General features: G+C 72.7%; 13 protein-coding genes. 8 read left to right on the forward strand and 5 right to left on the reverse strand.

Going from position 1 to position 12740, the window contains the following annotated elements; all coding sequences use genetic code 11:
• Positions 1-82 precede the first annotated feature (82 nt).
• Positions 83-745, forward strand: a complete 663-nt coding sequence (locus tag P2Q00_RS00465; RefSeq protein WP_275768402.1) for a response regulator transcription factor — start codon at positions 83-85, stop codon at positions 743-745.
• Entirely contained in the window at positions 742-2142 is a 1401-nt protein-coding gene (locus P2Q00_RS00470; RefSeq protein ID WP_275768404.1) for a sensor histidine kinase, read from the forward strand. Before P2Q00_RS00465 ends, P2Q00_RS00470 begins: the two co-directional genes overlap by 4 nt.
• On the opposite strand, the gene P2Q00_RS00475 is transcribed toward P2Q00_RS00470, so the two are convergent.
• The 4 genes from P2Q00_RS00475 to P2Q00_RS00490 are packed head-to-tail and all read right to left on the reverse strand — an operon-like array spanning position 2123 to position 6316.
• Positions 2123-3016 (reverse strand): COG4705 family protein, encoded by an 894-nt coding sequence (locus tag P2Q00_RS00475; RefSeq protein ID WP_275768406.1) that lies wholly within the window; start codon positions 3014-3016, stop codon positions 2123-2125. The two genes, P2Q00_RS00470 and P2Q00_RS00475, sit on opposite strands and share 20 nt — an antisense overlap.
• The gene (locus tag P2Q00_RS00480; protein ID WP_275768407.1) at positions 3013-3675 is read right to left on the reverse strand and encodes a COG4705 family protein; all 663 of its coding nucleotides are present in this window, start codon (positions 3673-3675) and stop codon (positions 3013-3015) included. The genes P2Q00_RS00475 and P2Q00_RS00480 overlap by 4 nt, the downstream gene beginning before the upstream one ends.
• A 50-nt stretch (positions 3676-3725) precedes the next feature.
• Complete coding sequence (locus P2Q00_RS00485; RefSeq protein WP_275768409.1) at positions 3726-4805, reverse strand: lysylphosphatidylglycerol synthase transmembrane domain-containing protein; 1080 nt, start codon at positions 4803-4805, stop codon at positions 3726-3728.
• On the reverse strand, positions 4802-6316 hold the full coding sequence (locus tag P2Q00_RS00490) for a hypothetical protein (protein ID WP_425579683.1): 1515 nt from the start codon (positions 6314-6316) through the stop codon (positions 4802-4804). The genes P2Q00_RS00485 and P2Q00_RS00490 overlap by 4 nt, the downstream gene beginning before the upstream one ends.
• A 136-nt stretch (positions 6317-6452) precedes the next feature.
• Here P2Q00_RS00490 and P2Q00_RS00495 point away from each other — a divergent pair, with 136 nt between their 5' ends.
• Both P2Q00_RS00495 and P2Q00_RS00500 read left to right on the forward strand, forming a co-directional pair.
• The gene (locus P2Q00_RS00495; RefSeq protein WP_275768410.1) at positions 6453-6836 is read left to right on the forward strand and encodes a BlaI/MecI/CopY family transcriptional regulator; all 384 of its coding nucleotides are present in this window, start codon (positions 6453-6455) and stop codon (positions 6834-6836) included.
• Positions 6837-6937: 101 nt separating this feature from the next.
• Positions 6938-7825 (forward strand): M48 family metalloprotease, encoded by an 888-nt coding sequence (locus P2Q00_RS00500; protein WP_275768411.1) that lies wholly within the window; start codon positions 6938-6940, stop codon positions 7823-7825.
• Positions 7826-7891: 66 nt separating this feature from the next.
• Here P2Q00_RS00500 and P2Q00_RS00505 read toward each other — a convergent pair whose 3' ends face one another.
• The gene (locus P2Q00_RS00505; protein WP_275769426.1) at positions 7892-9037 is read right to left on the reverse strand and encodes an MFS transporter; all 1146 of its coding nucleotides are present in this window, start codon (positions 9035-9037) and stop codon (positions 7892-7894) included.
• A 140-nt stretch (positions 9038-9177) separates the two neighbouring features.
• Between P2Q00_RS00505 and P2Q00_RS00510 the strand changes: the two genes are divergently transcribed.
• The 4 genes from P2Q00_RS00510 to P2Q00_RS00525 all read left to right on the forward strand — a co-directional run bounded on the left by P2Q00_RS00510 (position 9178) and on the right by P2Q00_RS00525 (position 12720).
• Entirely contained in the window at positions 9178-10665 is a 1488-nt protein-coding gene (locus tag P2Q00_RS00510) for an AlkA N-terminal domain-containing protein (RefSeq protein ID WP_275768413.1), read from the forward strand.
• 11 nt (positions 10666-10676) lie between these two features.
• A complete protein-coding gene (locus tag P2Q00_RS00515) occupies positions 10677-11168 on the forward strand; it encodes a methylated-DNA--[protein]-cysteine S-methyltransferase (protein WP_275768414.1) in 492 nt (163 codons plus the stop codon).
• Positions 11169-11210: 42 nt separating this feature from the next.
• Positions 11211-12011 (forward strand): DeoR/GlpR family DNA-binding transcription regulator, encoded by an 801-nt coding sequence (locus P2Q00_RS00520; protein ID WP_275768416.1) that lies wholly within the window; start codon positions 11211-11213, stop codon positions 12009-12011.
• A gap of 70 nt (positions 12012-12081) precedes the next feature.
• Positions 12082-12720 (forward strand): hypothetical protein, encoded by a 639-nt coding sequence (locus P2Q00_RS00525; protein ID WP_275768418.1) that lies wholly within the window; start codon positions 12082-12084, stop codon positions 12718-12720.
• Positions 12721-12740: the final 20 nt, after the last annotated feature.

Consider the following 12740-nt stretch of genomic DNA (forward strand, 5'->3'; position numbering starts at 1 on the left):
CCGCACAACCACCAACCCACAAACCACCAACCCACAAACCACCACCGCACAACCACCGACGCACGACCCCCGATGGAGGACCATGCGCCACAAGATCCTGGTCGTCGAGGACGATCACGCTCTGCGTGACGTGTTGCTGCGCGGGCTGCGGGACGAGGGCTTCGCCACCGTGCCGGCCGCCGACGGTGCGACCGCGCTGCGGCTGGCCGGGGACGAGGTGGCCGCGGCCGTGCTGGACGTCGGACTGCCGGACGCGGACGGGCGGGACGTGTGTCAGGCGATGCGGGCGAACGGGTTCATGGCCCCCGTCATCTTCCTCACCGCACGTCATGGTCTGACCGACCGGCTGTCCGGGTTCTCGGCGGGCGGCGACGACTATCTGCCCAAGCCCTTCCACCTGGTGGAACTCGCCGCCCGGCTGCGCGCGGCACTCAAACGCGCCGCGCCCCCGCCCCGTCCCGCGACCGGCGACCTCGTCCTGGACGCCGTGCGGCACAGCCTGACCGTGCGCGGAACCGAGGTCGACCTCACGCCGACGGAGTTCCGGCTCCTGGCCCCCCTGATGGCGGCCCCCGGGGAGATCGTGAGCCGTCGTGACCTCGTCCGGGCGGGCTGGCCGGAGGGCGCCCAGGTCAGCGACAACACCCTCGACCAGTACCTGACCCGGCTCCGCCGCAAGCTGCGCGAGGCGGGCAGCGACGTGACGATCGGCACCGCGCGTGGAATCGGACACCGGCTGTCATGACCGCGCCCCGCTCCCGGCTCGTCCCCCGGCTCGTCCCCCGCACCCTGCGCGGCCGGCTCTCCCTGGTCGCGCTCACCACAGCCGCGCTCCTCATGGTGATCCTCACCGTCGTCTTCAACACCATGGTCCGTCACCACCTGCGACGCCAGGCGGACGACGAACTGCGCACCCGGGCCGCCGCCGTCGCCACCACCGTCGACACAGGCGGTAAACGGGTACGGGTCCTGGAGACCGTCAACGACCGGCTCCTGGACGCGAACGTGTGGATCTACGCCGGCCCGCGCCTGCTGGAGCAGCCGACCTCCGGCGGCCGGCTCACCCACATCGCCGAAGGCCTGGCCCGCGACGGCGGACGGCAGTGCGTCACTGCCTCGGGCCACGGGATGAGCCCCGTCCGGCTGTGCTCCGAGCCCGTACCCCGCGCACGGCACGCGGCCACCATCGTCACGGCCCTGGACCTGGCCCCGTACAACAGCTCGGCCGACGCCCTGCTGCTGGGCTCGTTCGCCCTGGACGCCGTGATGCTCGCCTGCACCTACGCCCTGACCCGGCTGGCGGTGGGACGCGCGCTGCGTCCCGTCGGAACGATGACCGACCAGGCGACGCAGTGGAGCGCGGTCGCCTCCGAGGAACGGTTCGGCAGCGCGGACCGCCCGGCCGAACTGGCCCGTCTGGGCGCGTCGTTGGACGCCCTGCTGGACCGTATCCGCGCGGTGCTGCGGCATGAGCGGCAGCTGACCGGAGAGCTCTCGCACGAGCTGCGCACCCCGCTCAGCAGGATCGTCGCCGAGCTGGACTGGTATCGCTCACGCCCCCGCACGGCGGCCGAGACCAGGGCCGTGCACGAGACGATCGCCGACGCCGCCGAGTCGATGCGCACCATCTGCGACACCCTCCTGACCAGCGCCCGCGAGGACGCGACCAGCGCCGCCCCCGGCACCGCCCCGGTCCTGCCCACCCTGCGCCGCCTCGCCGGACAGTCGGACGTCCCCGGCCATGTGACCGTCACGGTCGACGCCGCCGAACGCACCGATGGCGCCGACGGCACGGACGGGCGGCTGGAGGCCGGCGTGCAGGACGCCCTCCTCGAACGGATCGTCAGCCCGCTCCTGGCCAACGCCCTGCGGTACGCCGAGTCGAGCGTCACCCTGCGCGCGGACCGGGACGCAGGCGGCGTACGCATCTGTGTCACGGACGACGGACCGGGCGTGCCGCCCGAGTTCGCGGGACAGCTCTTCCAGCCCGGCCGCCGCGCCGACCCGGACGACGGTCACGGCGGAGCGGGCCTGGGGCTGCCGCTGGCGCGGCGCCTGGCCCGCTCCGCCGGGGGCGAGGTCTCCTACGACCCCGGACTCACCCCTGGAGCGCGCTTCGTGGTCAGACTGCCGTCCGGCTGACCGCTTCCGCGGGACGGCGCTCGCGTGCGTGGGCGTACCCCATCAGCCCGATCAGTACGGCCAGCAGTACGGCCGACGAACCCGCTGTGCCGAGGTCGAGGCCGCCCTTGGCGACGGGCTTGGTGAGGAAGTCGCCGGCCGTCGCACCGAGCGGCCGGGTGAGCACGAACGCGAACCAGAACAGCAGCACGTTCGGCACCGCGGGCACCTTCATCAGGGCGACGAGTACGGCGAGCACCCCGCCCACGAGCAGCGCGCCACCGGCGTAGCCGAGGCCGGAGCTGTCGGAGAGGAAGTCGCCCATGGAGGTGCCGAGCGTGTTGGAGACGAGGATCGCCGACCAGAACAGCGCCTCCCCGCGGAAGCTGACGATGTCCCGGATGACGAACGTCATCCCGGTCAGCTTCCACACGGCGAAGATGACGATCAGGATCGTGACCAGGATCGCGGCGCCCGCCGGGTAGCCGATGCCCAGGCCCTGCGGGCCCCAGCCCAGCGAAGTGGCGCCGCCCGAAAGGTATTTGGAGCTGGCGTCGCGGTTCATGAAGTCGGACATCGTCGTGCCGGCCATGCTGGTCGACAGGATGACGGTCCAGTAGAAGAACGGGTTGTAGCGCCGCGACCTGAGCTGGACGACCAGCGTCACGACGAAGACCGCGAACAGGGCGATCGTGGTGAGGAAGTAGCCGAGCTTGAGGGTCTGCGAGAAGAGGTCGCCGGCCGTCTCGCCGAGGGTGGTCGCCGCGATCTTCATGATCCAGAAGGCGAGGGTGACCTCGGGGAGCTTCTTCAGTACGTCACTACGGCCGGCGGCGGCGCCGACGTCCGTGAGGACTGTCGACTCCGCCGCCTGTGTGGGGGGTTGATGGGTCATGCGGTCTGTAGCTCCTGTCCGTTGGGTTTGGTGACGTCCTTGCGGGTGATCGCGAGGAAGACGACCAGGCCGAGGATCACCGTGAGGAACAGTGTGCTCGTCATCACGGTGCCCAGGCCCAGTCCGCCGTCCCCGGTGGGCTGGGAGAGGTAGTCGCCGACCGAGGCGCCCAGCGGGCGGGTCAGGACGTAAGCGATCCAGAAGCTCCACACGGCGTCCAGGCCGAGCCAGAAGCGCGCCACGGCGATCATGGACAGGGTGCGCTCGCTGCGGTACCAGGCGACGAACACGACTGCCAGCAGCACGGCGAACACCGTGGTGGTGGTCTCCAGCGGCACGCCCATGTTGTCGGTCAGGTTGTCGCTGACGAGGGTGCCGACGACGCTGATCAGGGCGACGGCGAGCCAGTACACACCGGCGCGATAGGCGCTCGTACGGAACTGGACGACCAGCACCACCGCGAGCAGCGCGCTCATCAGCAGGTCGGCCGCCGTCTCGCCCACGGTCGTGCACAACACCTTGATCACCCAGAAATATACGGTGACTTCGGGAACCTTGTTCAAACGCAGGCGCGATCGGCGGCGGGTGGGCGGTGTGGCGGCGGTGCCGTGCGCATACGCCGCAGTGGCCTCAGTTGTCCCAGACGTATCTGATGTCATACGGCCGACGCTGTGACCGGAAACCTCAACGCATCCTGACTGCCGTTCTGTCACAGGGCTCTCGTACGCACCAGCCCGGCCAGCACTGCCAGCCCCGGCACCAGCGGCAGCCAGACGGTCAGCAACCGGTAGCCGAGCACGGCCGACACACTCGCCGAACCCGGGGCGCCGGCCGTGGTCAGCGCCCAGGCGAGCGCGGCGTCCAGGGAGCCGAGACCGCCCGGGGTCGGCAGCAGGACGGCGGCGCTGCTCGCGGCGAGATAGGCGAGCGCGACCCGCCCCGCCGGAAGCGGTACGTCCAGGGCGTGGACGACGGCGATCACCACCCCCGTGTGCAGGGCCGCGAAGGCCAGCGAGCCGCCCCACAGGGCCGCCGCGCGCCGCGGGTTCTCATGCACCGCGCGTACGTCGGCCGCCGCGCAGGCCAGTACCCGCCGCAGACCCTTCCGCCGCACGAGCAGGACGGCTACGGGCAGGACCGCCACCGCCACCAGCGCACCGACCAACAGCTTCGGCCCGCCCACCGACGGCAGCTGCAGAACGCCGGGGCAGGCCAGGGCGAGCACCGCGATCAGGGCGAGCCGCGCGAGGGCTCCCGCGGTCGACTTCACCGCGAGGGCCGTGGCCGCCCGGCCGGGTGCCAGCCCGCAGCGCATCAGGAACCGCAGATTGACCGCGCCCGCCCCGAGCCCGGCGGGCAGCAGATGGTTCGCCGCGGACGCCGCGAACTGCACCGTCACCAGCCGCCCGGCAGGCAGCACCTCCCGCACCGCCCCCTGCTGCGCAAGCGCCGCACACCCCCAGGTCAGCAGGGTGAGTAGCGCCGCCAGCAGCAGCCAGCCCCGGTCGGCGACGGCCAGCCGGTCGGCGGCCGAGTCCAGCACCGCCCAGTGCCGCGCGGCGAGCCCGACGGCGCCCGCGGCCACGACGAGCGCCGCCACGGTCTGCCACGGAGCGAGGCGCTCCGCAGGATGGGCCGCGATGGGTCGTTTTTCGTCTGCGGCATCGTTGTGGCTGGTCGCGCCCCGCGGCGGAGCCGCAGATCGATACAGCCCCGCGCCCCTTTGGGGCGCTTCGCCGAGGCCGCTTGGGCTGCCGACGGCCACCGAGGTGGTGACCTGGGCACTCATGCGTGGTGCCGTTCTGCTTGTTGTACGGCAGCAGGAGCGAGGTACGCATAGCCGCCCGTCACGCGGTGCGGCTGCCAGGTGCGGGCGTAGGGCGGAGGGTGGACGCGGTGCGTCGTGAGGAGGACGACCGGCATGGTGCGGGCGGTCCGGGCGAGGGCCGCGCCGGTGGTGTTGGCGTCGTGGCCGCCGGTGTGTGCGGAGGCGCAGCCGGCGTCGAAGGCGACCGGAACGGAGTCGCCCCCGGTGACCAGGCACGGCGGGCGCACCCCGAGACGGCGCAGGTCGGCGGCGGTACGGACCCAGACCCGGTGCTCGGCCGTGGTCCGGGACACGGCGCGCTCCAACACGGCGAACTGCACGGCCAGATGGCCCGCGATTCCCACGGCCACCAGCGTCACGGCCACCGTCCGCCGGCGCCCGGCCGGCGCGGTGACCAGTTGGGCCAGGGCGTCCGCGACCGGGATCGCGAGCAGCGCGTACGCGGGCAGCAGGAAGCGGGGTGCGGCATAGCCGATCAGGAAGAGATAGGGCACGGCCGCGGTCAGGGCACAGACCAGCGGCAGCAGCGTGACGGTCGTACGGCGGGCCCGCACCGCGATCACCAGCGCGACGGCGGCGAGCAGCGGCAGGACGAACCACCAGGCGATCACCGGCGCGCTCGGAATCGCCCCGGTGCACGGGCGGCACAGCGCGCGCCCGCCGAGGCTGCGCAACTGGTCGACGACGGCGTTGTGCAGGCCCAGGCCGCCCTGGATGCGGGAGCCGGCGGACAGCCGGGCGCCGACGCCGCCGTAGTCGGCGTACGCCTCGACGATCCACTCGGTGGCCCCCGCCGCAAGGCCCGCGACCAGGGCCAGCAGCAGCCGCAGTTGGCGTCGGGGGCGGACGAACAGCACGAGCGCCAGCAGGGGAAGCGTGCACCAGACCGCGTCCGTGGGCCGCATCCACGCCATCAGCGCAGCGCCCGCGGCCACGCCCCACAGGGCACCGCGCCGGCTGCGGTCGGCCCGGGCCTGCAGGAAGAAGCCCACGGTGGCCGACGCGCCCACGGCCACCCAGTAGTTGGGCATGGCCTGCGGACCGTAGAAGAGGGTGATCCACAGCGACGCGAACAGTGCGCCGCCGGCCGCGAGCACCCGTACCGGGAACAGCCCCCGCCAGGCGCGCAGGGCCCAGTACAGACCGAGCCCCGACAGGACCGCCAAGTACACCCGCAGCAGTGCAGTGGACGACGACCAGGAGGCGACGGGGGCGACCAGCAGGGTGATTCCGCGGGCGCGCGGTGCGCTGAAGAACGCCGCCGGGGCGTGTGTGCTCACCTGGCTGACGTACACCGTCTCGTCCCAGCCCAGGCCCATCCCGGTCCGCACCAGGGCGAGTTGGAGCAGTGTGAAGGCGGCCGCCACGGCCGCGAGCCACCACTCGCCCGCCGTGCGCCACGGCGGGCGGCCGCTCGGCGGCGGCCCGTGCCGGGTGGCGCTGGTCGGGGCGGCGTCGGAGGTCCTCGTCATCTTTCACCCATCCGGCCCTACAAGTTGTAGGGTTGATCTCACCCTACAGGTTGTAGGTGGGGGTGAAACTTGAGCCGGGTAAGGGTCGGGTACGACTTGGTGACCGCCGGTCCCTACACACCGTAAGGTGGTGGCCATGGCAGGCACGACTCCTCGCAGCAGGGCCGAGCGACGCAGCCCCGGCGAGCTGGAGAGCGAGGTCCTCGCCACCCTGTGGGCGACGGACCGGGCGCTCACCCCGGCCGAGATCCAGGCCGACCTCGGCGGCGGTCTCGCCTACAACACCGTGCACACGATCCTGCGGCGACTGCACGACAAGGGCCTCGTCCTGCGCGACGCCGACGGCCGGCGCGGCGCCTACCGCCCGTTGAAGAACGCGGCGCAGATGACCGCCGAGGCCATGCACCAGGCCCTGGACCGCGGCCCCGATCCGATAGCGGCGCTGCAGCAGTTCGTCACGGGCCTGAGCCCGGCGGAGGAGGCCGCACTGCGTGCCCTCCTCGGCGAGAGCGGCGCGTGAGGCGGCGGCCGCGTCACCGGTAGGGGGTTCATGAGGCGCGTCGGCTTCGACCGGAGGCGCAGCACCAACGCGAGCAGCAGGAGAGGGAGGCGGAGCGGGCCATGAGGATCGACGTCTACACCCCGCTCCTGCTGTCCCTGCTGCTCGCCGTCGTCAGTCCGCAGGTCGGCCTGCGCCTCGCGCCCGCTCCGGCGGCCCGCGCCCTGACCGTGGCCGCCGTCCTCGCCGCGGGCGCCACCACCTGGGCCCTGGTCCTGCTGACCGTCACGCTCGTCGGCCAGGCCCCGCCGGTCGTCGCCGACGCCCGTGAGGACGGCCGGGTCCTGCCCGATCCGGTCCCCGAAACCGTCGCTCTCGCGGCGCTCGCGGTCCTCACGGTCGCCGCCTGCCGCGTCCTGCGGGCGGTCCGCGCCGAACGCGCCACCCGCCGCACCCTGCACCGCCTGTGCGAGGGCCACCCGGACGGCACCGAACTCGTCGTCGCGGCCTCGCCGACCGCGCAGGCGTTCGCGGTACCCGGAAGCCCGGGCCGGATCCTCGTCACCTCCGCGATGCTCGCCGCGCTGCGCCCCGCCGAACGCCGCGTCCTGCTCGCCCACGAGCGCGCCCACCTCACCCACCGCCACGCCCTGCTCGTCCTCGCTGTCACCCTCGCCGCGGCGGCGAACCCGCTGCTCACCCCCGTGCGTACGACGGTCGCCTACCTCGTGGAGCGCTGGGCCGACGAAGACGCCGCCGACGCGGTGGGCGACCGCCGGACCACCGCACGGGCCCTGGCCCGAGCCGCCCTGGTCGCCCACAACCCCGGCTGCGCCCTGCACTTCTCCGACCGCGCCGTCACCCGCCGCGTCGCCGCCCTGCAGACGGCCCCGCCGCCCCACCTGCGCCTGATCGCCGCAGCGGTACTGGCCCTGGGGGTCCTGCCCGCACTCGGCGCGGTGGACGCGACGGGGGATCTGCTGCAGCTGCTGGGGAGCGTGCTGACGTAAGGCGAGTGCTTCCTGAGGGCGGACGGCGTCTGTGAGCCCGTCATCCGGGTCGGCCCCGCTCCCGCCTCAACGCGCCCCAGCGATCCCCCTCCGCACCCCCGCCACAACCCCCACTGCCACACACCCCAACACCACCGCCAACGCCCCGAACCCGTACGTCAGGGTCGTAGCAGCCGCAACCCCCGCCACCACCAACGGGCCGCCGGCATCGCCCAGTTCACGCCCGAGTTCGGCTGCGCCCATCGTCTGTCCGAGCCGTTCCGGCGGGGCCGTCGAGGCCAGGGTGGCGAACCCGAGCGGGGTGATCAGGCCCGTGCCGGTGCCGATGAGGGCGGCGGCGAGGAGGACGCCGGTAAGGCCGGGCACCATCGCGCAGGCCAGGCCGCTTGCCGCGAGCAGCAGGCCGGCGGTGAGTCCTGTGCCCGCGGTGAGCCGCCCCGCGTCGAGTGCCCGCCCCGCGCGCGGCTGTACGACCGCCCCGCACCCGGCCAGCACCGACACCGCGGCGCCCGTCGCCACCGTCCCCAGCCCCGCCACCGCACCGGACACCGGCAGAAAGCCGACCCCGGCCGAGAGCGCGGCGGTGGCCCCCGCGAGTGCGGCCGTCGGCACCAGAAACGCCGGGTCCGTCAGCCGACGCGCCAGGTCCAGCACGGTCTGCCGGGCGCGGGGGAGCGGCGGTACGACGGGTACGGCGAGAAGTGCCCACACCGCGACGGCGACACCGAGCACCGCAAGTACGGCGAACAGCAGCCGCAGCCCGCCCGCCCACACCAGCACGCCGCCGAGCAGCGGCCCCAGTGTGTAGCCGACGGACTTGTAGAAGCCGTAGCTCCCGAAGACCCGCCCGTGTTTCGCCGCCGGATTGAGCCGGGCCACCAGCGCGGAAGCGGCCGGCGAGAACGCGGACGCCGCCGCCCCCTGCCCGAGCCGCGCGGCCCACAGCCACCCCGGGCTGTCCGCGAGGACGTACACCGCGGACGCGGCGGCGAACGCCACCAGCCCGCCGAGCAGCACCGGCCGCGCCCCGACCCGGTCGGCGACCGTGCCGAACACCGGTTTCAGCAGCACCTCCGCACCGTCGTAGAGCGCGAGCAGCCCGCCCAGGACGAGCAGCGAGGTGACCGCGCCCTCTCCGGCACCCCCGAGATTCGCGGCGATACCGTGCGCACCGAACGCGGTGGTGAACCCGGCCGCGTACAACGGCCACATCCGCTGCCGCCCCTGCCGCTCTTGCTGCCCGTCTTGGGTCATGGAAGGCAGCGTAGGGTGATCCGGACCGCTCCAGCCCAGACAAGGTTGATGTCGGATTCCCGCCAGCCCCGGCCCTCCCCATCGCCGATGCTGGACGCATGCAGAACGGGATGCACACCGACCGAGAGCGCTGCGTACGTGCCGTCCAGTCCAAGGACGCCCGCTTCGACGGATGGTTCTTCACGGCGGTCCTGACCACCCGCATCTACTGCCGGCCCAGCTGCCCGGTCGTACCGCCCAAGCCCGAGAACATGACCTTCTACCCGAGCGCGGCCGCCTGCCAGCAGGCCGGATTCCGGGCCTGCAAGCGCTGCCGCCCCGACACCAGCCCGGGCTCCCCGGAGTGGAACCAGCGCGCCGACCTCGTGGCCCGCGCCATGCGCCTGATCGCCGACGGCGTCGTCGACCGGGACGGCGTCCCCGGCCTCGCCGCCCGCCTCGGCTACAGCGCCCGGCAGATCGAACGCCAGCTGCTCGCCGAACTCGGTGCCGGCCCCCTCGCCCTGGCCCGCGCCCAACGCGCCCAGACCGCACGCCTGTTGATCGAGACGACCCCGCTGCCGATGGCGGAGATCGCCTTCGCCGCCGGTTTCTCCTCGATCCGCACCTTCAACGACACCGTGCGCGAGGTCTTCGCCCTGGCCCCGAGCGAACTGCGGGCCCGGCTGCCCAGGAAGAAGAACCCGCAGGCCGCCACCCCGGGCACGCTCACCCTCCGCCTGCCCTTCCGTACCCCGCTCAACCCCGACAACCTCTTCGGCCACCTCGCCGCGACCGCCGTACCCGGCGTGGAGGAGTGGCGGGACGGCGCCTACCGCCGCACCCTCCGCCTCCCGTACGGCCACGGCATCGCGGCCCTCGCCCCGAAACCCGACCACATCGCCTGCCGCCTCACCCTCAGCGACCTGCGCGACCTTCCCGTCGCCATCAGCCGCTGCCGCCGCATGCTCGACCTGGACGCCGACCCGGTCGCGATCGACGACCAGCTCCGCACGGACCCCCTCCTCGCCCCGCTGGTCGACAAGGCCCCCGGCCGACGCGTCCCGCGCACGGTCGACGAGGCCGAGTTCGCCGTACGTGCCGTGCTCGGCCAGCAGGTCTCCACGGCCGCGGCCCGCACCCACGCGTCCCGCCTGGTCACGGCGCACGGCGACCCGCTCGACGACCCCGAAGGCGCCCTCACCCACCTCTTCCCCACCCCCGAGGCACTCGCCGCACTCGACCCCGAATCCCTGGCCATGCCCCGCACCCGCCGCACCACCTTCACCACCCTCGTACGCCAACTCGCCGACGGAACCATCCACTTGGGCCCGGAGAGCGACTGGCCCGAAACCCGCACCCGGCTCCTCGCCCTCCCCGGCTTCGGCCCCTGGACCGTCGACGTCATCGCCATGCGCGCCCTCGGCGACCCCGACGCTTTCCTCCCCACCGACCTCGGAATCCGCCGCGCCGCCCAGGAACTGGGCCTCCCCTCCACCCCGGCGGCCCTCACCGCCCGCGCATCGGCCTGGCGCCCGTGGCGGGCGTACGCGGTCCAGTACCTCTGGGCGACCGACAGCCACCCGATCAACTTCCTTCCGGTATAAGGACGTTCACCATGACCTCCACGAAGCATCACACCGTGATCGACAGTCCGTACGGACCCCTGACCCTGGTGGCCGAAGAGGGCACTCTGTGCGGCCTCTACATGACCGACCAGCGCCACCGCCCACCGGAGGAGACGTTCGGTCTCCGGGACGACACGCTCTTCGACGAATCGAAGGAGCAGCTGAAGGCCTACTTCGCAGGCGAGTTGAAGGAGTTCACCGTCGAACTACGCCTGCACGGAACCGCGTTCCAGCGCGGCGTCTGGGACCAACTCCGCAAGATCCCCTACGGCGAGACCCGTTCGTACGGCGATCTGGCCGACGCCATGGGCAACCCGTCGGCCTCCCGCGCGGTCGGCCTCGCCAACGGCAGGAACCCGATCGGCATCATCGTCCCCTGCCACCGCGTGGTCGGCGCCAACGGCAGCCTGACGGGCTACGGCGGCGGCCTGGACCGCAAGCAGCGTCTGCTGGACTTCGAGAGCGGAAGGGCGCTGTTCTAGCGGCTCGGCAGGGCCAACACCGCGCCGTGTAGGGTCCGTTGTGTGCTGGCCGAACAACGACACCAACTCATCCTGCAGGCGTTGAGATCCGTCGGTACCGTCACCGTGACGGACCTCTCCGGCCGACTGGGGGCCAGCGCCGCGACCGTCCGTCGTGACCTCCTCAAACTGGAAGAGGACGGGCTGCTCACCCGGGTCCACGGGGGAGCCGTCATCGAGGAGGATCCCGCGCCCTTCGCCGAGGCCGCCCAGGCGCAGGTGTCCGAGAAGGACGCGATAGCCGCCCGGGCCGCCATGATGATCGAGGACGGCCAGTCGGTCATCCTCGACTCCGGCACGACCGTCCACCGGCTGGCCCGCCACCTGCACGGGCGCCGCATCACCGTGATCACCAACAACCTCGGGGTGTACGAGGAACTCGTCCAGGACGAGAACGTCGAACTGATGCTGCTCGGCGGCATGGTCATCCGCGAATCGCGCATGCTGGACGGCTTCATGGCCGAGGACAACCTCCGCCAGGTGCACGCCGACTGGCTCTTCATGGGAGCTTGCGGTGTCCGCGCCGGCGGTCAGGTCATGGACACGGCGGTCGCCGAGGTACCCGCCAGGCGCGCCATGATCGCCGCCGGCGAGAAGGTGGCGCTCCTCGCGGACAGCACCAAGTTCCCCGGCACGGGCATGGTCAAGATCTGCGGCCCCGAAGACCTGGACGCCGTCGTGACCGACGCCTCGCCGGACCCGGCGACCTGCACCGCGCTGCAGGAAGCGGGCGTGCGGGTGGTTCAGGTGGACGTGGGCCGAGCCATGGCCCGTATGGCGCACCGCGGTCTTCCTCCCGAGTGACCCCGGTGGCGCGAGTCCCTGGATCGCTGGTGTCTGTAGGAAGAGGAGACCGGGCAGAAAGCGAGAGACCATGGAGCGAAGGCACGAGAGCCTCGCGACACCCTGGGCCGCCGGGGTGGCCGGGGTGGTGTTCGCGGTCCTGATGGCCGCGGCGATCGTGCTGGTGCGTATTGCTCTGCCCGACGGCACGGGCGCGGACAACCCCACCGTCGATGCCGGACAACGCAGTGCCGTGCGGACGGCGCTGGAGCTGCTGCCGTTCGCCGGGATCGCCTTCCTGTGGTTCATGGGCGCCCTGCGCGAGCAGGGCGGCGAGAGCGAGGACCGGTTCTTCTCCACCGTGTTCCTGGGCAGCGGCCTGGTCTTCGTCGCCACCCTGTTCGGGGCTGCCGCAGCGGCCGGAACGGTGCTCGACGAGAGTCAGCAGCATCCTCCTTTCGGCCGGCACTTCGTCTACGTCCTGCTGACCACGTACGCCTTGCGGATGGCGGCGGTGTTCATCATCACGACCTCGACCATCGGCCGCCGGCGCGGCGTCCTCCCGCGCCCACTCGTCGCCATCGGCTACCTGGCGGGCCTTGCGCTGCTCGTGGTGGGGGCAAACGTGCCCTGGTCCGAACTGGTCTTCCCGGCCTGGGCGTTGCTCCTCAGCGTGAACATCCTGCGGAGCCGGCGGCCCGCCCGGACACAGCCGGCCGCATCGGCCTGAGCCGACCGCACCGCTCACTC

It is taken from the genome of Streptomyces coacervatus (assembly GCF_029223485.1).
Lineage (GTDB): Bacteria > Actinomycetota > Actinomycetes > Streptomycetales > Streptomycetaceae > Streptomyces > Streptomyces coacervatus.

Coding starts and splice junctions, on each gene's coding strand:
- P2Q00_RS00525 (WP_275768418.1), top strand. CDS start 12,082: ATGGAGCGAAGGCACGAGAGCCTCGCGACACCCTGGGCCGCCGGGGTG.
- P2Q00_RS00505 (WP_275769426.1), bottom strand. CDS start 9,037: ATGTGGCCGTTGTACGCGGCCGGGTTCACCACCGCGTTCGGTGCGCAC.
- P2Q00_RS00475 (WP_275768406.1), bottom strand. CDS start 3,016: ATGACCCATCAACCCCCCACACAGGCGGCGGAGTCGACAGTCCTCACG.
- P2Q00_RS00510 (WP_275768413.1), top strand. CDS start 9,178: ATGCAGAACGGGATGCACACCGACCGAGAGCGCTGCGTACGTGCCGTC.
- P2Q00_RS00480 (WP_275768407.1), bottom strand. CDS start 3,675: ATGACATCAGATACGTCTGGGACAACTGAGGCCACTGCGGCGTATGCG.
- P2Q00_RS00495 (WP_275768410.1), top strand. CDS start 6,453: ATGGCAGGCACGACTCCTCGCAGCAGGGCCGAGCGACGCAGCCCCGGC.
- P2Q00_RS00500 (WP_275768411.1), top strand. CDS start 6,938: ATGAGGATCGACGTCTACACCCCGCTCCTGCTGTCCCTGCTGCTCGCC.
- P2Q00_RS00465 (WP_275768402.1), top strand. CDS start 83: ATGCGCCACAAGATCCTGGTCGTCGAGGACGATCACGCTCTGCGTGAC.
- P2Q00_RS00470 (WP_275768404.1), top strand. CDS start 742: ATGACCGCGCCCCGCTCCCGGCTCGTCCCCCGGCTCGTCCCCCGCACC.
- P2Q00_RS00490 (WP_425579683.1), bottom strand. CDS start 6,316: ATGACGAGGACCTCCGACGCCGCCCCGACCAGCGCCACCCGGCACGGG.
- P2Q00_RS00485 (WP_275768409.1), bottom strand. CDS start 4,805: ATGAGTGCCCAGGTCACCACCTCGGTGGCCGTCGGCAGCCCAAGCGGC.
- P2Q00_RS00515 (WP_275768414.1), top strand. CDS start 10,677: ATGACCTCCACGAAGCATCACACCGTGATCGACAGTCCGTACGGACCC.